We start from the raw sequence: 25,594 nt of genomic DNA, 5'->3' as shown, positions 1-25,594 counted from the left end.
CGCTGGGGTGGGATCAGGCTGTTGCGAGGTAGGCAGCGGCGCGCTGGTCGAGGTCTGCGAACTCGCTGGTCGCACGGACCGGCTGGAGAACCTGGCGCACGGTGGCTGCCATGTCGCGGACACGGCCGGACCGTACGCCGCTGGTTGCGTCCAGTGCGGTCGACCAGGTCGCTCCGGCACGGTCGAGGTGGCCCCGGGCGGCCTGGATCTCGCCGAGGTAACCGAGGGTCACCGCGTGGGTGCGGACGAACTCCTTGCCACGCAGCTCGACGCTCCGGGTCAAGGCGGCCTCGGCACCGTTGAGGTCGCCGCTGGCGTAGAGCGTGCGACCTGTCTCGTGTGCGAGGGACGCCTCGGAGAAGAAGAACACCCGGCTCGGCTCCTCATCGCCGCTGCTCGCGGCCGCCAGGTCGTTCTCCGCACGTAGAAGCGCTGCAGCGGAGGCGCCGCCCAGGCCCGCGGTGGCGAGTGCGCGAGCATGGACGACACCGATCAGCGCACGCTCACGCAGGCACGCTGTGCGGTATCGGTCGCCGTCCACGGATGCCTCCGCGAGCGCCAAGGCGTCATTGGGTTTCTCGAGCTCGATCGCCTGATGTGCGAGTGCTCGAAGTGCGTGGCCCGCGAGTGCCGGGTCGCCGGCCTCTTCGGCGAGCTTGACCGATGTGGTCAGCAGGCGACGCGCTTGGCCGTGGCGGGCGTCGTCGAAGGCCATCCACCCGGCGACGTAGGCGACCTCGGAGGCAGCGGCGAACATCGCCGCTCTGACCGACTCGTTCGGGAAGACGCCGGTGACCATGCGTTGCACATCGTTCAAGAGGTACGTCGTGACCTGAGCGAGCGCGCTCCCGCCGCCGAGCTTCTGGTCGGCCCGAGCGAACCCGCCCGCGGTGGAGTAGACCCGGGCGACATCGGTGGTGCCGTAGCGTCGTCCTGCCGTCGGCGGGGCGCCCCACGACACCACGGTTGCAGCGGCCGCGCCGAGTGCCTCACGTCGAGTCAGGTCCACGGCGCCATTGTCCCGGGCAGGCCGAGCAGCCGGAGCCGTTGGGGCCTGCAGCTGCCGAAGCAGATCCTGTTGAGCCAGTGGCAGGTGCTCGTGATCGACGTCGTCGAGAAGGTCGAGGACCGTGCAACCGTTCCCGAAGGCCCGAGCCAAACGCGCGAGGTCCTCCAGTGCGGGGCGAGAACCTCCGTGGGGCCAGTTCTCCCATCGCGAGAGTCGGGAGTCATCGATCGGGGCATCCGGGTTGACCGTCCGGTACTGCTGGACCGCCTTCCACTGCGTCCACCCGAGCGCTGCACGCCAGGCTCGCCGTGGGCGGTCTCCGAAGGCCTGTTGCATCTGCGCGGCGATCTGGGCCACCGAGCGATCCTCGGCGGCCAAGCGCATGCGCAGCTGCTCACGCGCCGCCCGCTCACTGCGTGCCACTTCGGATACCTCGCCCGATCGTCTTTTGCGGCCCTTGTCTGACGCGATCGTATCCGCGCTTTCGGCAGGCAGCCACCGATGCGTGATCGCGGCGCAGAAACTTGCATCCAGATACAAGATCTCGACTCCTCAGCACCCGAATCCGCAGGTCAAAGAGTGGTTAGCGCACTGTCTCGAAAGTTGCGATCCGGCAGGGGCGCCTGACTGCGGTGCTCCAGCACGCTGATCAGGTCAAAGCCGTGGCCACCACGCCACGCCGAAACGGAGATCGAGATGCCAGCAACCATGACCCGCACCGGCAGACCCGGAGTCCCAGGGCGTCCCCGTCACACCGGGCAGATCGCGACGGGATCGGCGCGTGAGGACATCCTCGACCACGCCGCCTGTCTGTTCACCAGCCGCGGCTACGCAGGCACCTCCACCCGAGACATCGCCGAGGCCGTCGGGATCCGGCAGTCCTCGCTCTACTACCACTTCGCAGACAAAGGCGAGATCCTCAGTGAACTGCTCGATCAGACGATCCGCCCAATGACCGACAAGGTCAAGGAGATCGAAGGTCTCGCAGCCGATCACGGCTGGGCGACCGTCCTGTACGTCCTCGTGCTCCTCGACGCCCACACCCTCGCCGTCGCGCCACACAACGCGGGCATGCTCCCCAGGCTCCCCGACGTGGCCAGGCAGCCATTGTTCGAGCGCTCCAAGGCCGTACGACGCGAACTCATCGACGCCTACGACCGCATCGCCTCACACCTGACTGACCACAAGCGCCACCATGACCTCCGCCTGGGGAACGTGCTGCTCCAGCTCGTCGAAGTCGTCGTCAGCATCCGCCGCACCGGCGACACGCTCACCGACACCAAACGCCACGCCATCGCAGCCTCCGCACTGCGCATCTGCGACGTACACGAAGATCAGATCTGGACCGTCGCCATTACCGCGGAGCGCTTGGTCGGCCAGTTCACCTAGTCTCCCGGCCAGGCCGCTCCGACGGTGGCGGTCAGGCCGGGCCAATCACCTTTCGCGCCGCAGGTCCGACACCACTGTCGGGCTTGACGACGAGCACAACAACATCGCCGGCCTCCGACATGTCAGGCGCGGCTGAAACGATTCAGAAATCTCCGTAGATCGCGGAGCGCGTCATGATCGACACCTGGGAGTCCTTCGGTGTAGCGAGTCGAGATGACCTTCGTGCTCGGTGTGATGCCCTGGAGGACCTCCGTTGCGGCTGCGCGGACCAAGTCAATTCGTTGGAATCGAGTCGTGAGGAAGCGGTCTGTGTGAATGAAGAAGTTCCAATCGACGGAGGTGACGTCACCCATGTACGCGAGATCCGGAGGAGGGAGCAGAGCCCAGGCCTCTTTCGCGACGTCCGCCATCGAAGAATGCACGTCTACATCGTGATACAGCAGCCACGACATTCCCTGAAGCGTGCGTTGGACGACTTGGCGCTCGAGGTCTGTGAGCTTGGCGATCTGGCTCGGAACCCAAACAAGGTTTGGCACGAAGGAATTGAGCAGTGGTCGACGGCTCGCCAGTGGGCCACCATCTGCGGTGACTCTCCAGACGTGCGCCGCGACGAACTCAGTTCCCATCCGGCGCCCGTTGAGGTGGGGTTGCGCAGGCGCGCGGATGTCTAGCGAACGGGGGAGCCCCTTGATCATCGAGTTGTCATCTCGCAGGTATCCCCGCGAATCAGGGCTCGACCACTCGTCGGGCTTGCCTCGTCCTCCGCGGGCCGACGTGTCCCGGACCACGAACGGGGCGAGGACCGGCAAGGTGGAGTACAGATTGACCGGAAACCAGATCGCAGTCGCTGCGATCAGGGAACGTGCAACGGCACCGAATCGACGGTCAGGATCGTTCGCGAACAGGTCGCGCAGGAACCGGTAGATGAGGTCATCGCCATGGATCACCTTATGGTTGGCCGCCACAACCCCACCTTTGCACGCCGACTCGCCTCGTGCCACGGACGTGCAGCAAGTATGTGGGTAGATAGAGAGCGTGCCCTGGCTAGGGTCTTGGAGGCGGAGGCCCGTGCCTGGTCCTATTCCGGAAAGCCGTGGGTTCCAATCGCGAAGGAAAGAACCATCGTTGCGGTCAATTGTGACGGTTGAGCACCGCGTCGATACGGTTGGCAGCACTGTCCGGCGACTCATGCTCCCAGATACGGATGACTGTCCAACCGATCTGACCCAGCAGTAGGTCGGTGTCCTCGTCACGGGCCTTGTTGGCTGCAAGCTTCGTCAGCCACCATTCGCTGTTGGACCGCGGTTTCGTCCCATGCTCCGGGCAGCCATGCCAGAAACAGCCGTCGACGAAAACTGCGAGGCGTGCCTTCGTAAAAGCGACATCGATTGTGCGGCGTCGTTGTCCAGGAATCGGGTATGTGACCCGGTAGCGCCGGCCGCGACGGTACAACTCGCGTCGTAGCGCAAGTTCGGCGTCCGTGTCACGCCGCTTCGCCTTGCTCATCCGACGCGACACAGAGGCCGATGATGACCCCGGATGCGCAGGGACGTGTTGGGCTTCAGGGTCGCGCGGTAAGGACGCCATCTGGTCCACGCCTAAATATTCAGGTGATCGGCCTCTTCGACCGATTTCCAGGCCGGGCTCGCGAGTATGCCATCCCACAGGAAGCCGAGACGCGGGTCGCTCGGTGGCTTACTTCTGAAGTAGTGGTTCATGAACTGCGTCAGGCCGTACGTCACCGCGCCCACGTGAACCGCATTGCCGAACTGCTTGTAGCACTCGGCCGGCTTCTGGCCGGCTTCCAGCATTGCCTTGTAGACGTTGTCGGGGAACCCCTGCAGTCGTCCAGCCTCGTATGGGGTGAGCCGACGGCGCTCTTCTCCGAGGATCGGGGTCTGGTTGATTGCCACCAGCGCTGGTGTGTAGTTCGCCTTCTTGATCCGAACCCCAGATGGTCGCAACTGGATGAGGCACTCATCGAGTGAGATGGCGTCGCCGGCCTGCCACTCAAGCTTTTTCCAGCTGTTGTGCGGCATGCCGAGGATTCGCTGCAGGACCCCAGAAGCGTTGATCTCCTCGGAATAGTCAGCCAGGAACCGCAATGACTTGTCGAGGAACTCGCGCTTCCAGGTGAGGTCGCGGCTGTCAGCGTCCGTGCGTTCTCGTGCCTCCCATGCTTCCTCGGCTGCGCGGAACCAGATCGGGAATCCCGGGAACGGCGCGGTGCCGGAGCCAGTCCGCAGGTGACGTCTCGCCACGACCTCATTGAGGAGAGACTCCCAGGCGACCCACCATTCGGACCCTTCGACCGAATGCTGCTCGCTGGCGCCGCGGAGATCGCGCAACTCACTGGCACGACCTAGGTCGGACAGGCTGGCGAGCCACCGATCGGTGATTGCGGCTGGCGCGTCGTCATCCAGGAGCGACTCGGTGATGCTCCACCCGGTCTTAGGGTTCCACGCCGGCGGATACTCGAAATTCCGGAACGGCGATCGTTCCGAGGTCAGTTCAGCACGGATGGCCAGGATGTAGACGCGATCACGGATCTGAGGCCCGCCACCCATCTCTGGTGGGATGCGGTGCGGCGAGATGATCGTCGGTTCGGGGCTGACGATGTAACCAAGACCTTCAAGCGCGGTGACGATGGTTGTGAAGGTGGTATGGCGGTGTCTTGCGCCAACCAGGTTTCGGACGTTCTCCAGGAAGACGATCTTTGGCTTTCGCTCCGCCACGATGCGAAGGATGTTGTAGAAGAGAGTGCCGCGGGTCTCGTCGAGGATCCCTCGCTGATGCCCTGACTTGCTGAAGGCTTGGCACGGGAAACCCGCGGCGAGGACATCGAAGTCCCGCGGAATCTTGTCCGCGATGGTGCTGGCGCCGTTCGCCGCCATGCGGGCGAGTTCGTCGATGGTGGTGAGGTCATCGATTGGCTCGACGTCCTCGTTGATGTCCTCGGTGAACGCGAACCCGTCGTGGTCATCGAGGTTCCACGCCTTCTGGTAGACCTTCGCGGCAGCCGGGTCTTTTTCGGCGGCGTAGACGCACTGGCCGCCGAACTTGCTGAGCGCGGCGTGGAACCCGCCGATCCCGGCGAACAGATCCACGAATGTAAACCTACCATCATACACCACGCTCATGGCTGGACCTTACCGCATGGTAGAGCTGGCGTTCGAACTCCGGTGACGAGGTGGCGCAGCGTGTCGTCTCGGGACGGACTTGGGGCCTGGCCTCGGATCACTGTATGTCTGCCTCCGGCGTGATGCCGATCAACGAGGAGGCAGTCTTGTTGAGACCGACTATCGGATTCAGGTCGCCAGAGACTTTCGCGGGCAACAACACCCGGAACTCGACCGACGCCAGATCCGTATGGGGCCGTTCGGCGATGTCTTCGGTTCGGATGACCTTGATGTTTCGGTCGGTCATGTCGTAACCACGCACGAACCGCAGTCTGAAAGGGCGATCGAAGGCGGGATTCTCCGCCATCGTGAGGTGGTCATAGCCGGAGTCGCCGCCACCGCCGTAGTCATGCACGTGGACCAGGAACTCAGCCAGCATCTGTTGAGAGGGATCTGCCCCCATGGCAGAGACGACTCGTTGGACGATGCGATTGACGAGATCTGGGAGCGCGTCGGCGCCGTCTGTCGCTTCCCCCAGCCATTCGATGCTGATGCTCACCAGGGTTAGGGCGCTCTCTGCCCCTTGGGGTTCGACCTGGTGAACACCCTGAGCGTGGTGGGAAGAGGCCGTCTTCGTGGTGGTCTTGACCTCGATGCCATGTGTCCCGAGCGTGAAGTCACGGGATGACCTTCCGAATCCGGCCCATGCGTTGAAGACGGCTTCGATGCCTGGGCCATCTTGCGTGGCAACAAGCATGGCTTCCATGAGGAGTAGCTCGCCGATCAGCCCGGTCAATGCCTGATCGCTGAGATGCAGTCGCATCAGAGCGAGGTCGATGACCGGCTCGGTGATGGCGAAGGATCGTTGGGCATCGTCCGTGACGCCGTTGCGGAGCAGTTCGGTGCAGATGAAGGCAGCAACCTGGTTGAAGTGGCCCGCCGCTGGAAGCACCAGTCTGCTTGCCTCGAACTCAGGACTGCCTCCAGACGTGCGATACCAAATCTGATGAGCGAGGTTCTCCCGCACTGACGGCAGCCGTGCCTCGATCTCGGGACCGGGGATGAACAGCTCGACTCGGTTGTTATAGGTCCGAGCGACCCCGAGCGCTTCAGCGCTGTCGACCCATTCGACAGAACGGTCGTCCGGCTGCGCAGGTGCTTGGATCTCGATGATGCGTGCTAGGAGGGACTCGTAGTCCGTCAACGTCGTCTCCGTTCCGACCTCAGAATCATGTGTTCAACAGTGCGGGTATCTGATCTGGGCCGCCTCGGGGGATCGCCAAGCCGACGGCGAGAGTCGGTCCAGCCGTCCCTTCGAGAACATGGAACAGGACCAAGCCATCCGATCCAGGAGGACGCCAACGGTCGGTATCGCCCACCGCCTTGTACGGCGGCGTCCGGCCACTGACGTGATAGTCGAACAGTTCGTCGCCAAGGTAGCCGCCTGGAGACGGCGATTCGTTCCTGCTGCCCCATGACCCTCTCATGAAGCGGTCATCATCGATCGAGCGATTCATGGGCCGGATGCTGAACGGCAGCTCCCCAAGCGGTCCAGTTGTCACGGGATGTGCCCCGCCGTAGCGGATGCCCACGTGGAAGCGTGGCTGGTGGGCATTCTTGACCTGCAGGTCGGCCATGCTCCAGAGGAGGTCTGGATCATCGGTCGCGACGAATCCGGGTGCCCTCCTGCTGAGCAGAGCTGACCACAGACGGAGGTAGGCGGCGATGCCGTATGGGCACGGAGCCAGTGGTGCGTCGTGTGCCGTCCCGTCTGGAGGCTTTGGTGCACGGTAGAGCGGCAACAGTGGGTCGGAGGAGTCGAACTCGAGGCTCGCCTGCAGCTTTTCCCAATGTTCGGCGGTCGCGTGGCTTCTGCCGGGTCGATATGTCTCGTACCTGAGGTCGTCTAGCAGGTCTGCCACTTGTTCTAGGTCGAACTGCTCGGCGAGAACGCGGCCACGCAGGCGGCCTTGGACGATCACATCGTCAGATGCCCCCTCGAAGGTCTTCGTGAGAAGTCCCAGGTTGGGGTCGTCAGTGCAGCCGTCGTTCGTGAGCGCGATCATGGGAAGCGGTCCTGGAGACAGGGGGACCTGGGAGAGTTTGGCGATCTTCCCGGTGGCAAGGAAGTCACGACCATGCAGAACCGTGGGTAGTGGTGCTCGGTCGCTGCTGGCATTGTTCATCGCTGCGATCACCATTCGTCGCATAGCTTCGTCAGTGCTGTGGTACTGGCGGAACAGTGACAGTTGCTCGCTAGGCAGGAACACCTTGCAGAGCTCTAGATCGCGGCCTCTGTAGCCGAACCAACGCTGCATCTGCATCTGTGTGTCCGCGAACGGGCTGTTTGAGCGGCGCAGGAACAGGGTGGTGGTGAGGCCCTCCAACGTCAGCCCCCGCGACATGACGTTGCCGGAGATGAAGATGGTGGCGAGGTCTCGAGGAGCTTGCCACGCACCTTCTGACTGGGTGGGGTCGAACTCAGGCCGATCGTCTGCCCGTTCGTCGCTGTTGATGATCGCGAGACGGACTGCGGGGATCACCTGCTCGATCAAGAGTTCTCGGACGGTGTCCCATGCCGGGACCTGCGGAGTCGCGACAAGGTCGAACTCGCTCTTGATGGCGCCTGCGGCCTCTGTGTAGGCCACGTGCCACTCCTGCCACTCGCTCTCGTTCTGCAGGACGTCTTCCCCAAGACTTGCAGGTAGGAAAGTGTCGTCCTCCTCGAGCATCTTGCGAGCCGTGGCCCCGTCGGTTGCTCCGGCCCAGGCGAGCAGGTCGGTCGCTGTCGCAAAGTGATCGCTGACCAGACCTGATGGGTGGATGAGCATCGTGTGCGGCCCGTGTACCGCGGCCCTTAAGTCATCAAGTGACTCGAAAGTTGCCGCGCGGGCGTCGAGGGTCCCGAGGCCTGCTGCTCGGGCATTGCGGATCGCGCCGGCGACCAGGTACGCGCGAACGGCGCTCCTCAAAGCCTCGTCTGGGTCGTCGGGCGTTGTGCGGCAAAGGTCGGCACTCTCGCCACGCTCGTAGAAGACGGCACCACCTGTGTAATACCGATGAAGGCCGCTCGGCTCCCTGAATGTGGTTTGGCGAGGGGAGATCTCGCCTTCGTCAAAAGGTGTGCGGAGGCAGGCGACGAAATGTCGCGGTGCCAACGGGTTGTGGTTCTCCTGCAAGAGATTCGCCTGCGGGGTGGCTGTGTAGGCGACATATGTTGCGTATAGGTGCTTGCTGGCAGTCTCAGACTCGGTGAGATGTTGCCAGATTCCGGCGATCGATCGCGGTGTCTGCTTCACCTGGCCCATGACGGGGTCGATCCCCTGCTCGGCAACAGCGTCCAGGATCGAGCCATCATCAGCCTCGTCGTCCAACACGACCAGGTGGAAGGGCTTGTCTCGTACTTCCAGGAGCGGAAAGAGGGTCTCGCGGAGCTGCCGGGAGACTGCCCGCAGGTGGTCTGGATGTTTCATCGCGAAGGCGACTATCGGGCGGTTGTTGTCTATGGCCCGCTCGACGTCTGAGGGTACGAGCGAATACAGATCGGACGGCGGCAGGCCCCCGCTGCTTGACAGCATGAACCCCGGATCGGGGAACAACAACCTGCGCTTCTTGAGCCGAAATGCTGACCCTTCGAAGTCAACCTGTCGAACAAATCGCTCGACGGTCTGGCGCCAAAGGGCCAGTCGTGTGCCCGCGAGAATCAGCACCATGTCGACGCCCGCGTCGAGTGCTTGGGCGGTCACGCCGAACATGGATGCAGTCTTTCCTGACTGGACAGCGCCGATCACAAGCCCCGCGCGCACACGACTGGTCGGCCACCCGGGCCCACCCGGTGCTCCCGCACCTAGCACGCCCTTATCAACTACATACCGGCAGTCCTTCTCGACCACCGACAGTGCTGTGTCGGTGACACCTGCGCGAAGTCTGGTGGTGTAGTTCTCCCACCAGCCGACGGGCATCGCGACCTCTGTTGGAGGCGGATTAGGGGAAACAACTTCTGGAGCCACGGCGACTAGGAGACCCGCCCAGCAGGCAATCCCTCAGCGAGCAGGAAGAGAGCACCGGCGCCAGATCCGCCGAATCGGCGCTCCAACTCCTTGTCGGCTGTTGCGGGGTCCACACCTAGGGCGGTCGCAACGTCTGTTGCCAGGCGCGCGATGTATTTCCACTGAGTGGCGGTCTGAGTTTTGCTAGGGCGCCACCAGTCGAGGCTGGCGCTCCTCTCTTCGAGGAACTCACCGGCGTCTTCGATATGGCTCTCCACCGCATCGCCATGAACGGCGACGGCGAGGGCGACGCCGACCACTGTGCCTACGAGCTGCAGATCCTGCCAGGCCTTCTTCTTGGGTGGTGTGCCTGGTTCCTGGCCGACTGGGAATGCCCCGTGCCATGCGAGTTCCCCAAGGTGGATGTCGACAGCCCGGGCCACGAGTCCGGTCACGTCCCGGATGGCGGATTCTCGCTGAAGGAGATCGCTCTTCGAGCGTTTGACTCGATCGAAGAGCGCGTTGATGTGCCCAGCAGTCGAGAGCATTCGGACCTTGCCGGAACTGTCCCTCGTATCAAAAGCGAGCAGCGCGATCATCCAGGACAGCAATTTCGTCCGACGGTATCGACTCGTGCCGATGCCGTACTTCTTCAGGTTCTCTCCCAGTCGATCGACCTCGCTCCGGATATCGCTTAGGAAAGGAGCGATCGTTGCGAACGGGTCCTTGTCGTCGGCGTCTCCAGCCGCTACGAGAATCCCACGGGTCAGACCGAGCTCGTGGTAGATCGCATTGCGGATCTCCTCCGCATTCAGGTGCTTGCCCTGTTTGTTGTACAGGCGGAACACATCATGGATCTGGCGCTGAGTCGCCTGCTGGTACTCGATGACCGGAATCTTGTACTCGACAGCGTCTTCGAATAGTTCGTCGACCCGGAGATCGCCGCCGGCGATCGGGATGACCGATTCGCGAATCTGTGTGTAGTACTTTCCCAAGAGGGGTTGGAGGTTCTCGGGAAGGCCGGTTGTGCTTACCGGAAGTTTGAATGGGAAATAGTAGTCACCCTCGCGGGTCACTGTCAGTTCCTCACCAAACCGGGCTTTCCACGTCTTGCGGAACTTTGGATAGTCCTCATGGAACAATTTGTCGAACTTGTCCTCTGGGAACTGCTCGTCGGCCTCTCGGACCTTGTCGAGAGCGACCGGGTGCTGTCCGATGAACCTCAAGATAGACGTCAAGCGCTGCTTGCCATCGACGACCTCGTGGGGCAACCCTGGAGTCTCCGGCTTGAGAAGGATCACCGAGGGAAGCGGAACGCCGCGGAGGATCGACTGGATGAGCAGTTGCCGGTCGGCTAGTGGCCACACATCCGAGCGCTGGTAGGACGGAGTCAGATTCAGTCCGCCCTTCTCTGCCTTCTTGCTGAACAAGTAGATGGGCCAGACGTTGGTGGTTGCGACCAGCGGCTCAGCCGTCTGCTGCTCGTCGAGCTCGTCTACCTCGTCCCAAGCTTCTCCCCATGCGCGCGACGGACCTGCGGTCTCGCCATCTGCGGCTTGGACTTCGGCGACGAACGCGTCTGCGTGCATCACGGCGTGTTCCGCACGGATCCGAAGATGATCGAGCGCTTCCAAAGTCAGCAGTCCTGCTGAGATCCCATCTGCGCCGACATCTAGTTCAGAGAGGAGCGAGTCCCAGAACGACTCGGGGCTCGTCATGACAAGCGGAGATCGGAAACGCAGCCAGCCTTGCAACGACGCGATGCGCATCATCCATACGTCCGACTGCAGGTCAACGGGCGGGTCTGCCTTAAACGGCTCCCAGTCCATCGGGACGTCAGGGGGTGCAACCTCGTGCTGAGACAGGTTTGCGAGCGACTCTGCGATCGCGACCTGGACCTCCTGGCGTGCTTCGTCCAGGTCGCTTTGCGTAGAATTGTCGCCGGTCAAGACTTCCGCACCTCCGTGGCTGTGTTCGTTGGGACTGCGTGCGCCGGGCACAGGAAAGAACCGTTCAGCGGCTTCAAGTATTCGGTTGAGGCCGGTCAATGTGATCGTGTTCCCGGCTGACCAACAGGCAGAGTCCCAGGTAAAGCCGAGCCTAGCTCCGAGAGCTTCGCCCAACTCGACCTTTGACAAGTTCGGAGCAAGGTCGAGGCCAAGACCGTCGGCAAGATTCGCCAGGGCAGCGCGCCGTTCCTTGCCTCCTGGGCCGAGCGTCTCGGGCGGTGCCCCGGTCACGCCGCTAATCCGGGTTACCGCCTCCAGCTTGTTGTGTGCTGGACGAAAGTCGGGGGGTGTCGTCACAGTTTCGATGCTAGTACGTACCGCCGACACGGTGCGTGGCTTCACCAAGGTTCCAAGAACGACGGATCCAACGGGCGGCAAGAGGTCCTCGACCCGGTCCGCATTCAACGATGGCATCGTTGTCCCCGACGAACTAGCGGTGCCGGCGGCGCGGATCGACCTTTACGGGAGTGCGTGGTCAGGGCAGCGAAGACGATGCCCTGACCAGCTGTCAGAAGTCGCAGGACTTCATCTCGACGCCGAGGTCGCCGCCGTCCTTGAACTCGCCGACCACGGTGACGTCCTGTCCCGGAGAGAGCTTGTCGAGGTACTTGTCGGCGACGCTCGAGCAGGTGATGCTGAGGAACTCGAAGTCCGCTCCGCCGTTGAACGACACGTCGTACTTCTCGTCGTTGAAGATCTGGGCGTCGATGGTCGTCACCACACCACCGGTGATCTTCAGGGTCTTGCCCTTGTACTTCTTGTCGGCGGTGAACTCGCTGTCCTGAAACTCCTTGACCAGGTCGGAGGCATCGACCACGGTCGGCTTGGCCTTGGCCTTGGGCTTCGGCTTGGAGGCCTTCTCCTCGTCCTTCGCCGGCGCTGCCGCTTCTTCGGCCTCGGTGCCGGCGCCTTGCGCGGCCGATTCGCCCGGGTCGGTCGCAGTGGAAGCGTCGTCCTCGTTGGGGATCAATGCTCCGACGATCACGAGGATGACGAAGAGTCCGGCGACGCCGGCGAGATAGGGCGCGCGGGACTTCGGGCCCTGGCGGTTGACGTGGCCCGACGCATCCATGGTCAAGGTCATGGTCTGACGGGCGCCCAGGATCCCGACGATGGCCCAGCCCCACAGCCAGACGCCGCAGGTGAGGAGCGAGATGATGCCGTGCATCACGTGGCGCACCTTGCCGCCCTTGGTGAGGACTGCGTTGTACGAGTCGCGGTTGGCCACGGTCCAGCCCTCGGCGGCGGCCTTGTGGATCTCCTGGTCAAGGGCCGTCACACCGGAGGCGGCCGGTGGGGGCGGGTACGAGTAGTTCATCTGTTGCTTTCTTTCTTCGTTCCTGTCTGTGCCGTTGGCAGACAGGGCTGGCCGACCGAGATGGTGCAGGGCAGGCGGCGGCGATCGCGGTCTGCCTGACCAGTCCGGGGCAGGTCGGAGACGTCGGGGAACCGAGGAGCAGATGCGGCCTTGGTGGCCGTCTCGGCGAGGTCTGGTGTGAGGTTCTCCCGGCGCGGTGTCAGCGGGTTACGGGTCTTCTCGTCAGGTACCCAATATTGGGGCCGGCGGTGACTCGACAGGCTCCGCTCATCTGACCCGAAGCAACCACCCTCGGCGAACAGAACACGGTTGGCGCTAGCTCTGGGGTGGCTTCCCGCTGCGCAGGACGATGATCCAGAAGGTGGAGACGATGACTACGCCGACGATGAACCCCACCATCGAGCCGACGAACCCGAACCGACCACCGAGGAGCGATGGTCCGAAGACCACGAGGGCGCTGAGGGCGATCAGCATGAGCGGGCCCCTGGGCCGGTCGGCGGCGTACCGGACGAAAGCACGCAGGTCGCGCTCGGGTCCCTTGGGCGGAGAAGGGATCGGCATGGAAAGCATGATCGCATGGTCGGCCGCGTAATTCGGGGTGTCGCACTCCATCAGCGATCTCCGGCCAACACCTTTTCGCGTTGGTGACATGACGCAGGTGTGACCGTCCGAACGGCTGACTGGCCTGGCCGGATGGGGCGAGAGTTTCACTCAGTGGCTCGAGTTCCCACGCCCCGACACCCGTGAGAAGGTGCTGGTGGCGGTGGAGGAGCTGGGGTTAGTACCTAACCTGAGTGCCCGGAGCCTCGGAACGGACGGACCGGCGTGATCGCGCTGGCGCTGCCGGATCTGGCGACGGCGTTCTCGGCGGGCGTGGGGCACTGAGCGGTGGAGGTGCGACGGTTCAGAGGTTTGACGTGCCCGGGCCGACGTCCGATTTTGTCGAGATGATCTGGTTTAGATCAGTGGTTTCTGGGTATGACGGTCCTTGAGCACCTGTTCTCGAACTGGAAGTAGACGATGGCACCGGACACGACAGTCAGCGAAGGGCTGATCCGATGAGTTCGCCGCAAGCAATCCCGTTCCGTGGCCGCGAGAAGTGGAGCGAGGTCGTGGGCAACCTCTTCCTCGCGACGCTCGGGGCACTGCTCGCCTGGGTTGCGTTCTCGCAAGTCCCTGCTGACGTCGTTCCGATACGCGTGGCCGCCTGGTTCACGGTGCTCGCTGTCGGCATCACGATCGCCTTGGGGCTCGCGCTGGTGGGGACGCGTCAGCTGCCGACGGTTGAGCCATGTGTTTACGACGGCAAGAACGGGGTCGAGGTTCACGCATGGCGCGGCGACTGGTGGCATGCAGTGGCGCTCGACCTGGGACTGGGCATCGGGGGTGTCGTGATCTGTGTGCTCGGATTCCGGGCGGGGAGCGACTGGGCGCTCGGCGCTGTGATCGTCGGAGCGATTGGCGCATGGTTCCTTGCTCGGGCCCTGCTCGCCATCGGGGGGAGGCGTCGCAACGAGGCCCTCGTGCTCCTGGACGACTACATCGTTCACAACACTCCGGCTGGTTGGGCCGGCTGCCCGCGGAGCGCCGTTCAGATTGTGCGCGGTCGAGGGAACGCGGTGGTCCTGATGCTGGAGTCACCAGCCGTGGTGACCGAATGCCCGGCCCCGTGGCGAGGGAGCCGGAGGATCGCCGCGGACTCGATGGTTGTCCGCTGCTCGATGATGGGACACACCGCGGAGGGTCTTGCAGACTGGCTTCAGCAGGAGCTTGGTTTGTCCGCCGCCGACATGACCCGCAAGCCCCGTCGCGAGCGCTGAGGCGGTCGTTGACATCAGTTTCTCTATCGGGAGGGTATGACCATGAATGACAGCGAGACCGCTGCAGAAGCTTCGGGGGCGCGGCGCGACTTTCCGCCGTTCGTCTACGTGCCGACGACGAGCGAGGACGACCCAGCGACACGCAGAGTCCTCATGCACACGGTGGAAGACGGGCGTACTGCTCTCTACACCTATTCGGCGATCGATCGACTTCATCGCTATTACCTACCGAAGTCCTCGTGGGTGGTCTGCGACGTGCCAGCGCTCCAGCGCGTGCACGACGAGACGCCGTACGACCTGTTGTTCCTCGACATCGACCCAGGTCTCAGCGACGACGAGGGCTCCGCATGAGTGTGGATGTCGAGCTGTCAGTGCTCAGCGATATCACCGTCGAGCTCGACGCGGGCGCCGAGGGGCTGGAGGGCTTGGCCGGTGGAGTGCCCAGCGGTATCGACGCCGGCCCGATGACCGCGGTGATCACCAGCATGTTGAGCCAGATCGTCGACAGCACGGGGAACGTGTCGACCGCTATGTCGGGTGCTGCCGACGCCGTCGGGGTGTGCCGTCGTTACTACCAGCGCGCCGACGCGGATGCTGAGGCGGGGCTCGACGACATCAAGAAGGCGATGGGCAAGTGAGCGTCGACACCGAGATCCAGGGCAAGCCCGCGCACGTCGAGAGCGCCGCGCAGTGGCTGAAGAACAAGCTGGCCGCCAAGCTCGACGACGCGGTGGACAAGCTGAACGACTCGCGTAAGGACGCAGACGGTTCGTGGCACGCCGACGCCGGAGACGAGTTCGTCGACCTGATGTCCAAGGCGCGCGACAAGACCGAGGACCTGCACAAGGCCGCCAAGGACATGGCTGGTGACCTCGAAGACTTCGCTGAGAAGCTGCGGCGGTGCCAGGACCAGATGGAGGACGTGCGGACGGAGGCACGGGCCGCGTCGCTCGTTGTGTCCGGATTTCTTGTCGAGGACCCAGGTCAGCCGCCCGTCCAGCCGCCGGGCACCTTCTCCGGGACACCGGAGCAGGTGGCGCAGTACGAGAAGGACGTGGCGGCGTACAACGCCCACATGGACAAGGTCATCGCCTACAGCGACGCGAAGGCTGAGGCTGCCCGCATCGACCGGCAGTACGCGACCGCCTGCGAGGCGCTGCAGCACAAGTATTCGCCCAACCAACATGCCGCGTGGATTCTCAACGTCACCGAGATTCTCGGCGATGCCGCAGCTGGTGCGATCGGCGTGAACGTCGCCATGAAGCAGTCGAAGCTTCACGCCCGGGCCCAATCGCTCGTCGACGAGACCAAGCAAGCCATCAGAGACCTTCAGGCGCACCCAGAGCGCTACATGAAGCGCAAGTGGCTCTTCTTCAAGACGCTCGATGAGACCAAGCTCAGAGCCGATCAACTCGTACTCGAGGGAAAGCTGAACCAAGCCGAGAAGCTTCTTGACGACGCCTCAAAACTCGATGGGGGGAAGATTCCGAAGGTCCTTGGGCGTGCCGGCAAGGTTCTCGGACCCCTCGGACTCGGGCTCGGCATATACAACGACTACCAAGAAGGTGAGACAGGTACGCAGATCGTTGTTTCGCAGGGAGCCTCAGCAGCGGTTGGAGTCGTGGCGGGCGCAGGGGCGAGCATCGCGGCCGGGGCCGCGACTGGGGCGCTGATCGGGTCGGTGGTCCCAGGTGCAGGAACGGCAGTCGGTGCTGTCATAGGCACGGCAGTCGGAGCTGGGGCCGCGATCTTCTCCGATGGTGCCATCGACTCCTTGTTCGAGAACGGGCCCGACGTGGGCAAAGCCTTGGACGAGGGCGGGAAGGCTCTCGGCGACACCGCTGACGCCATCGGGTCAGGAGTTTCCGGGGCAGTGAAGGCCGTGGGCGGGTGGTTCGATTGAGCACCTTTTCGGTTCCAGGACCGTTCGGCGCCACCCTGGCTGTCCTGTCAGGGCTGCTGTCACTCGGGATCGGCGTAGTGGTTCTACGGCTGTATCACGACGAGCCGTTCGCCATCGTCTGGTCGTCGCTCCCGGTCGTGCTCGGCGTGATCGTGTTGGTCTCGTGCTTCACTCTGCTCCTCATCAAGCGGCCGGCGGTTCCGCCACTCCCAGCCACGGACACGGTCGTCGACGACGAGCGTGCCCGGTTCCTTCCCCGTAGGGACCGTCGTGGCTTTGGCCTCAACCTCCTCGTGTTTCTGATCTTGGGCGGTTGGTTCCTGGTGATGGGTATCGTCGGAGCCATCGAGGAGAACTGGCTCTGGCCGGTGCTGGCGGCGTTCCCTGCGGCGTACTTTCTGGGGTTTCCCGCGCTCCGCGCGGTAGGTCTGTTCCGACCTGGTGGGGTGTGGCTGACGCCGACGCGAATCCTGAACGAGCAGTACGGGTTGCGCACGGAGATCGCGGTGGGGGATGTCGAGACGGCGTACTCGAGCCTCGACGAGGTGCGAGTCGTGCCGGTTGATCCGTCAGCGGTCGACCACAAGAGGCGGATACCGCGGTTGTGGTGTGCGCGCTTGGTTCCCGGGGAGATGCACATCCTCGATGGCATCGACGGAGGCATCGAGGGGTTGGCTGCCGAGATCCGGGAGCGTGCCGTGGCCATCAGTGAAGCCGAGCGGCCCAAGCGCCGGTGGTGGGGTCGGGGTTGATGGCGCGTGTCCTGTCGCGTTGGTGACATGACGCAGGTGTGACAGTCCGAACCGCTGACTGGCCTGGCCGAATGGGGCGAGAGTTTTCACCCAGGGGCTCGAATTCCCAGGCTGGAGGCGGCAGGACATGCGTTGGAGACTGATCGCAGGAATCACGGTGGTGGCGGTGGGGGCTGCCGCGACGACCGGTGCGGCGGCAGCGGAGGAGGGGGCGCGGGGATCGGCGTCGCAAGCGCAGACGCAGCGCTCGACGGCGGTGACGTTGCTGACCGGTGACACCGTACGTCTCACCACGATCGGCGGGCGTCGGTCGGTGACGTTCGAGCCGGCGAAGGGGCGTGAGGAGATCACGGTCCACCAGATGGAGATCGACGGGGAGCTGCACATGCTGCCGCTCGACGTGGTTCCGTACGTCGCCGATGATGCGATCGACCGCGAGCTGTTCAGCGTGGATGCCCTCATCGACCAGGGATACGACGACGCTGGTGTCGACGAGCTGCCGGTGATCGCGACCTATGCCGACGGGCCGAGTGCGCGGGGCGCCGCGAGTCTCGACGGGGCAGACCCGACCGAGCGGCTGGAGAGCATCGACGCCCAGGCGCTGAGCGTCGACAAGGCCGAGGCCGGGGCGTTCTGGACGTCGCTCACCGGAGGGTCCGGCGGCTCCGCGAGGTCGGCGGACGCCCCGGCGTTGCGCGGCGGGGTCGAGAAGCTGTGGCTCGACGGGAAGGTCGAGGCCGACCTCGACCGGAGCACCCGGCAGATCGGCGCTCCGACCGCATGGGAGGCCGGGATCGACGGCACCGGCGCCACCGTCGCCGTGCTCGACACCGGCGTCGACGCCGACCATCCCGACCTGGCCGGACGGGTCGTCGCCGAGGAGAACTTCTCGACCGAAGAGACAGCCCATGACGGGCATGGGCACGGCACGCACGTCGCGTCCACGGTCGCTGGCACGGGCGCGGCCTCCGACGGCTCGCGTTCCGGCGTCGCGCCGGGGGCCGACCTGATCTCCGGCAAGGTGCTCTCCGATGCCGGCACCGGCTACGACTCCGACATCATCGAGGCGATGGAGTGGGCAGCCGAGCGGGGTGCCGATGTCGTCAACATGAGCCTCGGTGGCGACCCGACCGATGGCACCGACCCGATGAGCCGGGCCGTCGACGAGCTCTCCGAGTCCGCCGACATGCTGTTCGTGATCTCGGCAGGCAACGAGGGGCCGGGTAGCTCGACCGTCGGATCCCCGGGCGCCGCCGACTCGGCGCTCACCGTCGGCGCGGTGGACCGCGACGACAGCCTCGCCGACTTCTCCAGCCGCGGCCCGCGGGTCGGCGACCTGGCCGTCAAGCCCGACATCACCGCACCCGGCGTCGGCATCGTCGCTGCCCGGGCGGCAGGAACCAGCCTCGGCGACCCGGTCGACGCCACCTACACCGCAGCCAGCGGCACCTCGATGGCGGCGCCGCACGTCGCCGGCGCCGCGGCTCTGCTGGCGTCGCAGCACCCCGACTGGTCGCGGGCGCAGCTCAAGGACGCGTTGATCAGCACCGCTGCCGCGCAGGACGGGCAGACGGCGTACGAGCAGGGCGGTGGTCGCGTCGACGTGGCCCGCGCGACCACGCAGGCGGTGAGCGGCACCGGGTCGGTCGACCTCGGCAGCCACGTCGACGGCGACGACGGCACCATCACGCGCGACGTCACCTGGACCAACACGGGGGAGAGCGACGTCGAGCTGTCGCTCGACCTGGAGCTCACCGACCAGAGCGGCGACGCCAGCGGGGACGCCGTCACGATCGGCGAGGATGGCGGAGCTGAGAGCGTGACGGTTCCGGCGGGGCGTACGGCCTCGGTGCCGGTCGTCGTCGACCTGGCCGCGCTGCCCACGGGCCAGCACACCGGGTGGCTGACCGCCACCGCCGGTGACGTCGTCGTGCACACCACGGTGGGTGTCGCGAAGGAGCCGCCGACCCACACGGTGACGATCGACAGCGTCTCGAGAGACGGAGAGGACACGTCTTCGTCACCCATCGTGCTGCTCGGCGAGGACTCGCGCTTCGACGTGCTCACCTTCGACAAGGCGGGGGAGACGCGCGAGATCGAGGTCGCCGAGGGGACGTACTTCCTGCACGCCATGATCAGCGCCGGCGAGGAGGCGAACGTCATCGTCGACCCCGAGCTGGAGGTCACCGACGACATGGATCTGGTCATCGACGCCCGGAAGGCCAACCGGATGCGGATCGAGACACCGCGGCCGGCCGAGCCTCGGGGCAACCTCGGTTTCATCACCCATCGCGAGGTGGCCGGACGCAGCCTGACGAACTCGACGATGAAGTTCGACAGTACGTCGCAGGTCTACGTCACGCCGACCGATCCGGTGCAGAAGGGTGACTTCGAGTTCTCCTCCCGGTGGCAGCTGTCGGCGCCGATGCTGCGGGCCGAGGAGCCCGGACGAGGTGGCCTCACTCTGTGGCCGCGCTATGAGCGCTACTCGCCGGAGGGGCGGCTGAGGGGCGCGCTGCCCGTCGTGGACGTCGGGCGAGGTGGGCCCGAGGACTACGCGGGGCGCGACGTGAGCGATCAGATCGTCGTCGTGCACCTGGCCCGGAAGGGAGGTCAGGCGGCGGTCGCTGCGGCCGCGGCCGAGGCCGGCGCGGCGATGGTGCTGATCGCCCCCGACGACGGCGTCTCGTGGTGGGTGAAGTTCACCGGGCGCGGCACCCGCCTGCCGCTGCCGATGGCGGTGCTCTCCCAGGAGGAGAAGAAGCAGGTCGCCGCGCGGTTGGCGCACGGCCCGCTGTCGCTGCGGATGGAGGGTGATCAGACGCCCGACTACCGCTACGACATCGTGCAGGTCTCGCCGCATCGGGTGCCGGAGCGCATCGTGCACCAGGTGTCGTCGAAGAACACGGCGACGATCACGGCGAGGTATCACGAGATGGGCGGCGGCGAGTGGTCCAAGGAGCAGCGGTTCGCCTGGCGGCCGTGGCAGAAGAGCACGATCGTCGAGGCGCAGCACGAGCTGCGTACGCCGCAGGCGCGGGTCGAGTATGTCTCGACCGGCGACACCGTGTGGCGCCAGCACGTGCTGCACTATCTCTCCTGGGACGAGATCAACCCGATCTCCGGCGGTGCGATCCACGAGCTGCGTACGTATCGGCCGGGGGAGAAGGTCGGCTACGACTGGTATGGCGGCGTGCAGCGGCCGGCGGTCACCACCGGCGGAGCGACCCGCACCGGAGACGAGCTGAGGATCGAGCTCGCCGAGTTCGTGCAGGGAGCCGGGGCGACGTACGCACGGGCCTCGGGCAGAGAGGCCACCGGTCGGGTGCTCGAGGACGGTGAGGTCATCGGCGAAGGCGGCGGCGTCTGGGGGACGTACGCCGCGAACCGAGCGAAGGCGACCTACCAGGTCGAGCTGAGCACTCGGCGCAGCACGGCCGACTGGACGCTCGGCACCGCCACGGACACGGTGTGGAGGTTCGGCTCGGAGCGTCCTGCCGCAGGGAAGGCGGCGCCGCTGCCGATGATGCGCGTCGACTACGACGTGCCGGTCGGGCTCGCGAACCAGGTGGTCTCACCGCGTGCCTTCCAGGACGTACGCTTCACCGTCGAGCATCCTGGCCTGGGCCGGCAGGCGCCCCGGGTCACGTCGCTGAAGGCATGGGCATCGTTCGACCAGGGGGCGACCTGGTCGCCGCTCGGGGTGGACCCTCACGGGAAGTCGTTCGACGCCCGGGTGCGGCCGCCGCGCGGAGCCGACGACGTGTCGTTGAAGGTGCGGGTGGGCGACAGCGGCGGCGGGACGATGACGCAGACGGTCGTGGGTGCCTACGGCCTCGGCTGAGGGTGTGGCTGGTCTTCTCGGTCGTGGTCCTGGTCGCTCAGCCAGCCGCGCCGGGAGACCTGCCAGGCGAACTGCATGCGGGTCTGCGCTCGGGTCAGCGCCATCAGATCGCTGACCCGGCGCTGGATCGTACGGCCGCTGACCTTGAGCCGACTGGCGATCGCCTTGTCGGAGACGCCGGCGACCAGCAAGGACAGCAGCTGTCTGTCGGCTGCCGAGATCGGTGAGGTGGGCGAGGTGACCTGCAACGTGGGGTCGGTCGAGGCGTCGCCGACCCGGAGCGGCGAGGCTGCCGCCCAGTAGCTCTCGAAGAGGGCGATGAGGGCGGTGAGCAGGTTGCTGTCGCGCACCAGGGCGGCTGTCGGCTCGGTGATGTCGTCGCGCACCGGCACGAGCGGGATCAGCGCGATCGTGCGGTCGGAGATCGCCATCCTGACCGGCAGCTGTGCGACGGCTCGCGCCTGCTCACCTGCCTGTACGCCTAGGACGAGGCTGTCGATCATGCCCGGTTCCTCCAGCAGCGCGTGCTCGTAGAGGACCTGGTAGCGGACACCGCGGGCGAGCATGTCGAACTCTTCGTCGTTGTCGCTCGACGGCATCGCGACATGCCCCGCCCGGCAGAACCAGAGCATCTCGGTGCGGGTCGAGAGCTGGATGTTGCGCAGCGCCTGGCGCAGGGCCGACTGGCCGGTCACCACCTCGACGAGCAGCTCGGCGTTGTGACGGCGGGCGTTGGAGCGGTGCTCCTCGGCGAGCTCCGAGATCGCCGAGCTCGCCGTGTTGACCGCTGCCTGGGTCTCCAGGAGCAGCGGGCCGAAGGCGACGTCGGGAGCTGTCGCGGTGTAGCGGGGCGGTGCGCCGTGGGTGGTGACCAGGCCGCGCTCGAGGAGGCGCTCGAGCGCGGCCTCGAGCGCTTCGGGGGAGGTCGCCGAGCGATGCATCAGGTCGGACAGGTGCTTCTGATCGGTGGCGCCGAGGGAGACCAGGAGGCGGTAGATGTGCTCTTCGTCCGGGCTCACCCCGGTGACTCCCAAGGTGGGGGTCGTTCCGGGCTCGGACGGACTGTTGAACTCGATCTCCGGCGAGGCTGACATCCTCCGCCTCCTCCTGCATGCTTCGGCTCTCGTCTGCACGCTAGTGCGATAGGCCAGGGGGTGTGGGGGAACGAGCAGAATGGCTCGGTGGTGGCCGGAGTCGGTGGTGGCCGGAGGCTGAGTCGGAGGCTGAGGAGGGATCAGGGTGGACAGCGTCGTCGAGCTGGCGGAGCGGGTGCGGCTGAGGGCTGAGGCCGGCGCGGCGGGTCGGTATGTGCTGGGGATCGTCGGGCCGCCGGGTGCGGGGAAGTCGACGCTGGCAGGGCGGCTGCGTGACGCGCTCGGCGTGGCCGGCCGGGCCGCGGTGGTAGCGCCGATGGACGGCTTCCACCTGAGCAACGCCGAGCTGGACGCGATGGGGGCGAGAGACCGCAAAGGAGAGCCGGACACGTTCGATGCCGAGGGGTATGTGGCCGCGCTGCGGCGAGTCCGGGAAGGGCATCGAGTCGCGTGGCCGACGTTCAGCCGGGTCACCGACGAACCGGTGCCTGGCGGGGTGCGGATCGGTGAGGAGTCGATCGTGATCACGGAGGGCAACTATCTGCTGCTGGACGAGGGGCCCTGGCGGGACGTACGCGGGTTGTTGGACGAGGCGTGGTTCGTCGACGTGCCCGACTCCGTCCTCGTGCCTCGGTTGCTGGAGCGGTTTCTCGTTGGCGGTAGGTCGCGGGAGGAGGCGGAGGCGAAGACCGCCGCGAGCGACCTGCACAACGCCGCGCTGATCCGGGCGACGCGGGACCGGGCGGACCTAGAGGTCGCGCTCGCTTGACCCGCTATCGGAGGCGCCTGGTGTAGCCCCGTCGTGGGGCGAACGAGTTTTCGTTCGCGAGGTTTTCGGTGAGCGAATTTTCATTCGCCGCGTTGTCGGCGAACGAACGTTCATGTGCCGGGTCACCGGTGGACGAACGTTCGCTCGCCGGGTGGGTGGTGAATGGACGTTCGTGTGCCGGGTCGTCGATGAACGAATTTTCGTTCGCCCGATCGCCAAGGAATGAACGTTCGTTCGCCCGGCCACCAGTGATTGAAATTCCGTTCGCGGGGTTGGCGACGTACGAACCGTTGTTCGCCCGGTCCTCGGTGAACGAATTTTCTTTCGCCTCGGCTGTGGCCAGCTCAGTCGGGAGTGTCTCCACGGGGCCCGATCTCACGGGGTCGGGCCTGGATCCAGCGCAGTCGACGAGGAAGGCCATCAGCTCGGTGGCGTCGTCGGTGGCGACGAGGGTGTCGACGGCATGGTCGAGCTCGAGGCCGCGGGCTGAGGGGATGACGATGGTGTCGAAGCCGTTGGACATCAGGATGCCGGTCATCATCAGCAGGGCGGTGCGCTTGTTTCCCGCGACGTAGAACCGGGTGCGGGCAGCGGAGCAGAAGTAGATCAGCGCCTGGAGCAGCGGGTCTCCGGTCTCGGCGAGGTGCTCCTGGAGGGTCGTGAAACGAGCTCGGAGCACGTCGCTGCGATCGCGCCGCAGCGCGCCCTCGCCGCGAAACCTCCCGGCCCCGGGCGCCTCATGGCGAGCAAGGATGCGGTTGAGCCGGTCGGACGTCGATTTGTCGACTCCGAAGGTGCCGTAGCCGACGAGGTCGCGCAGCGCGCCGTACGCATCACCGAGTGCCCGCACCTGCAGCTCCTCTTCGGTCAGATGTCCGCCGACCGTCACGCCGGCGAGGACGGAGCGGACCTCGGGGAGAGTGAAGCCGTTGCCCTCGAGCCGGGCAGCGTGCCAGACCAGCTCCGGCAGGTTCGCCCGGAATCGTCGCCAGGCGCTCTCGGTGTCGCCGGGCCGCAGGCGGGTCGTGTCGACCTCGGTCCACCACACGCCGGTGTCACGCATCTGCGCGTCGTGCGTCCGTGCCTCACGGTCCGCGACCGGACGATAGGCATCCTCCTCGGACGGCTTGCGGGCAGCGTACGTCTCGGGGTCGGGCGCCCAGCGGGGCCGCTTGGTCACCATGTGCGGATCTCCTCACGGGCACGATCCGCAGCGGCTCCGCCGACCGAGATGGCGTCGATGGCGATCTGGACCGGGGCCGCGTAGACGACACGGTCGCGCTCGAACGCTCCGAGGAAGAGATCGGCCTCGGCAGCGGCGACGACAACGGCGACACGATCTGCGGTAGCCGCCGGCCGGAGAGTCCCGCCGGCGAGGAGAGCTCCGACCGCGCTCGGGTCCTCGCACCACAAGACCGTGACCCGACCGACCGCCTCGTCGAAAGCCGGCAGGTCGAGGCCGGCGGCGCCGGAGAGCGCCCAGCGCTGACCTGAGGCGTCGCCGGCGGAGGCGAGCCGTCCGGCCGTCGCGTCCCCGCTCAGTCGGATGGCGCCCGGACGATGGAGCACGCCGGAGGCGCGTGCGGCCTCCTCGACGATCTGCAGCGGGTCGCCGTCGGCCCAGGCATCGAGCCGTCCCGCCCAGCTCTCCACCTCGGGCGCGACATCGCTCGGATACATGTCATCGAGCAGGGCTCGCGCCGCCGCCGCGGCCGCCGGATCTGCCAGCGGCGATGCGCTCATCGTGAGCCCGGCGCCGCACGCCGTGGTGATGTTCTCGAGCGTCGCGACCGACGGGCTGACCACCCCGTGCACGATCCGGTGCACCGTCGAGGCCGACACACCAGCCCGCGCCGCCACCTGGCGCGCGTTGAGCCCCGAGCGTTCGATGCAGTCGGCGACCAACCGACTGACCTGCTGTTCCATATATGCAACCCTAGAGAGTGCTGTTCCATATATGGAAATGCCGGGCCGCGTACGTCGTCTTCTAGGATCCACGCCATGAGTGAGCGCCAGCGAACGACGACGGAGACGGTCAGACCGATCACGCTGCTCGTCGAAGGGGAGTCCGACAAGGCTCTGGTGGAGGCGCTCGCGCCGCGTTACGGAGTGGACCTCGAAGATCTCGGCATCGAGGTCGTCTCGATGGGCGGCGCCGGCAACGCCGGGCGCTACATCCGCGAGACGACGGCGGCGGGGCACCGGGTCGGCGGCCTCTACGACGAGGCCGAGGAGCACTTCGTCACCAACGCGCTCGGCCGCCAGATCGGCGAGGACCTCTCCGGGCAGGGGTTCTTCGCCTGCCGACGCGACCTCGAGGACGAGATGATCCGGGCGATCGGGGCGGCGCGGATCGTCGAGATCCTCGAGTCCAACGGCGAGGGCGGCAAGTTCCGTACGCTGCAGAACCAGCCCGAGCACCGCGGCGAGGAGGTCGCCGACCAGCTGCATCGCTTCTTCGGCACCGCGTCGGGGCGCAAGATCCGCTACGGCACGATCCTCGGTGAGGCCGTCGAGCTCGAGCGCATCCCGGACCCGCTGGTCGGCCTGCTGACCTGGTGCTGGGGCTGAGCCGCCGA

At 65.8% G+C, this 25,594-nt stretch carries 21 protein-coding genes; 9 read left to right on the top strand and 12 right to left on the bottom strand.

Translation table 11 applies throughout. The annotated features are described in order from the left end of the window. Positions 1-13 precede the first annotated feature (13 nt). Complete coding sequence (locus FB381_RS20950) at positions 14-1,345, bottom strand: helix-turn-helix domain-containing protein (protein WP_484213956.1); 1,332 nt, start codon at positions 1,343-1,345, stop codon at positions 14-16. A gap of 360 nt (positions 1,346-1,705) precedes the next feature. On the opposite strand from FB381_RS20950, the gene FB381_RS24490 reads away from it, so the two are divergent. After that, positions 1,706-2,398, top strand: coding sequence for a TetR/AcrR family transcriptional regulator (locus FB381_RS24490; protein ID WP_141782068.1), 693 nt, complete (start codon positions 1,706-1,708; stop codon positions 2,396-2,398). Between the two features lie 122 nt (positions 2,399-2,520). On the opposite strand, the gene FB381_RS20940 is transcribed toward FB381_RS24490, so the two are convergent. From FB381_RS20940 to FB381_RS20905, 8 genes are all read right to left on the bottom strand, one after another. After that, positions 2,521-3,363, bottom strand: a complete 843-nt coding sequence (locus FB381_RS20940) for a hypothetical protein (protein WP_141782067.1) — start codon at positions 3,361-3,363, stop codon at positions 2,521-2,523. Between the two features lie 166 nt (positions 3,364-3,529). Next, positions 3,530-3,985: a DNA mismatch endonuclease Vsr gene (gene vsr / locus FB381_RS20935; RefSeq protein ID WP_141782916.1), complete on the bottom strand. Its 456-nt coding sequence runs from the start codon at positions 3,983-3,985 to the stop codon at positions 3,530-3,532. 11 nt (positions 3,986-3,996) lie between these two features. After that, positions 3,997-5,505, bottom strand: coding sequence for a DNA (cytosine-5-)-methyltransferase (dcm, locus tag FB381_RS20930; protein WP_170225256.1), 1,509 nt, complete (start codon positions 5,503-5,505; stop codon positions 3,997-3,999). A gap of 130 nt (positions 5,506-5,635) precedes the next feature. Continuing rightward, positions 5,636-6,721, bottom strand: a complete 1,086-nt coding sequence (locus FB381_RS20925) for a PD-(D/E)XK motif protein (RefSeq protein ID WP_141782065.1) — start codon at positions 6,719-6,721, stop codon at positions 5,636-5,638. Between the two features lie 25 nt (positions 6,722-6,746). Continuing rightward, entirely contained in the window at positions 6,747-9,272 is a 2,526-nt protein-coding gene (locus FB381_RS20920; protein WP_170225255.1) for a Z1 domain-containing protein, read from the bottom strand. Positions 9,273-9,532: 260 nt separating this feature from the next. After that, positions 9,533-11,812 carry a DUF262 domain-containing protein gene (locus FB381_RS20915; RefSeq protein ID WP_170225254.1) on the bottom strand — a complete coding sequence of 760 codons (2,280 nt, stop codon included), beginning with the start codon at positions 11,810-11,812 and terminating at the stop codon, positions 9,533-9,535. 211 nt (positions 11,813-12,023) lie between these two features. Continuing rightward, positions 12,024-12,833: an OB-fold protein gene (locus FB381_RS20910; protein WP_141782062.1), complete on the bottom strand. Its 810-nt coding sequence runs from the start codon at positions 12,831-12,833 to the stop codon at positions 12,024-12,026. Positions 12,834-13,148: 315 nt separating this feature from the next. Then, on the bottom strand, positions 13,149-13,394 hold the full coding sequence (locus tag FB381_RS20905; protein ID WP_141782061.1) for a hypothetical protein: 246 nt from the start codon (positions 13,392-13,394) through the stop codon (positions 13,149-13,151). Positions 13,395-13,891: 497 nt separating this feature from the next. Here FB381_RS20905 and FB381_RS20900 point away from each other — a divergent pair, with 497 nt between their 5' ends. The 6 genes from FB381_RS20900 to FB381_RS20875 all read left to right on the top strand — a co-directional run bounded on the left by FB381_RS20900 (position 13,892) and on the right by FB381_RS20875 (position 21,152). Further along, complete coding sequence (locus tag FB381_RS20900) at positions 13,892-14,653, top strand: hypothetical protein (protein WP_141782060.1); 762 nt, start codon at positions 13,892-13,894, stop codon at positions 14,651-14,653. 42 nt (positions 14,654-14,695) lie between these two features. Then, complete coding sequence (locus FB381_RS20895; protein WP_141782059.1) at positions 14,696-15,004, top strand: SAV_915 family protein; 309 nt, start codon at positions 14,696-14,698, stop codon at positions 15,002-15,004. Then, positions 15,001-15,291 carry a hypothetical protein gene (locus FB381_RS20890; RefSeq protein ID WP_141782058.1) on the top strand — a complete coding sequence of 97 codons (291 nt, stop codon included), beginning with the start codon at positions 15,001-15,003 and terminating at the stop codon, positions 15,289-15,291. The genes FB381_RS20895 and FB381_RS20890 overlap by 4 nt, the downstream gene beginning before the upstream one ends. Beyond that, positions 15,288-16,556, top strand: coding sequence for a WXG100 family type VII secretion target (locus tag FB381_RS20885; RefSeq protein WP_141782057.1), 1,269 nt, complete (start codon positions 15,288-15,290; stop codon positions 16,554-16,556). Before FB381_RS20890 ends, FB381_RS20885 begins: the two co-directional genes overlap by 4 nt. Beyond that, complete coding sequence (locus FB381_RS20880) at positions 16,553-17,308, top strand: hypothetical protein (RefSeq protein WP_141782056.1); 756 nt, start codon at positions 16,553-16,555, stop codon at positions 17,306-17,308. Before FB381_RS20885 ends, FB381_RS20880 begins: the two co-directional genes overlap by 4 nt. Before the next feature lie 127 nt (positions 17,309-17,435). After that, entirely contained in the window at positions 17,436-21,152 is a 3,717-nt protein-coding gene (locus FB381_RS20875; RefSeq protein WP_141782055.1) for a S8 family serine peptidase, read from the top strand. Here the strand turns inward: FB381_RS20875 and FB381_RS20870 are convergent. Beyond that, positions 21,137-22,246 (bottom strand): TrmB family transcriptional regulator, encoded by a 1,110-nt coding sequence (locus FB381_RS20870; protein ID WP_246088240.1) that lies wholly within the window; start codon positions 22,244-22,246, stop codon positions 21,137-21,139. The two genes, FB381_RS20875 and FB381_RS20870, sit on opposite strands and share 16 nt — an antisense overlap. Before the next feature lie 145 nt (positions 22,247-22,391). On the opposite strand from FB381_RS20870, the gene FB381_RS20865 reads away from it, so the two are divergent. Beyond that, complete coding sequence (locus FB381_RS20865; RefSeq protein ID WP_246088239.1) at positions 22,392-23,015, top strand: nucleoside/nucleotide kinase family protein; 624 nt, start codon at positions 22,392-22,394, stop codon at positions 23,013-23,015. A gap of 4 nt (positions 23,016-23,019) precedes the next feature. Here the strand turns inward: FB381_RS20865 and FB381_RS24135 are convergent, their stop codons facing one another. Then, a complete protein-coding gene (locus FB381_RS24135; RefSeq protein ID WP_211352506.1) occupies positions 23,020-24,198 on the bottom strand; it encodes a Fic family protein in 1,179 nt (392 codons plus the stop codon). After that, the gene (locus FB381_RS20855) at positions 24,192-24,941 is read right to left on the bottom strand and encodes a helix-turn-helix domain-containing protein (RefSeq protein ID WP_141782054.1); all 750 of its coding nucleotides are present in this window, start codon (positions 24,939-24,941) and stop codon (positions 24,192-24,194) included. Before FB381_RS20855 ends, FB381_RS24135 begins: the two co-directional genes overlap by 7 nt. A gap of 75 nt (positions 24,942-25,016) precedes the next feature. On the opposite strand from FB381_RS20855, the gene FB381_RS20850 reads away from it, so the two are divergent. Continuing rightward, the gene (locus FB381_RS20850) at positions 25,017-25,586 is read left to right on the top strand and encodes a TOPRIM nucleotidyl transferase/hydrolase domain-containing protein (protein WP_141782053.1); all 570 of its coding nucleotides are present in this window, start codon (positions 25,017-25,019) and stop codon (positions 25,584-25,586) included. The last annotated feature ends 8 nt before the right edge of the window (positions 25,587-25,594 follow it).

The organism is Nocardioides albertanoniae, assembly GCF_006716315.1.
In the GTDB taxonomy this organism is placed as follows: Bacteria; Actinomycetota; Actinomycetes; order Propionibacteriales; family Nocardioidaceae; genus Nocardioides; species Nocardioides albertanoniae.
The sequence above is the reverse complement of the archived record's forward strand: the minus strand, read 5'-3'. Positions and strand labels throughout refer to the sequence as shown.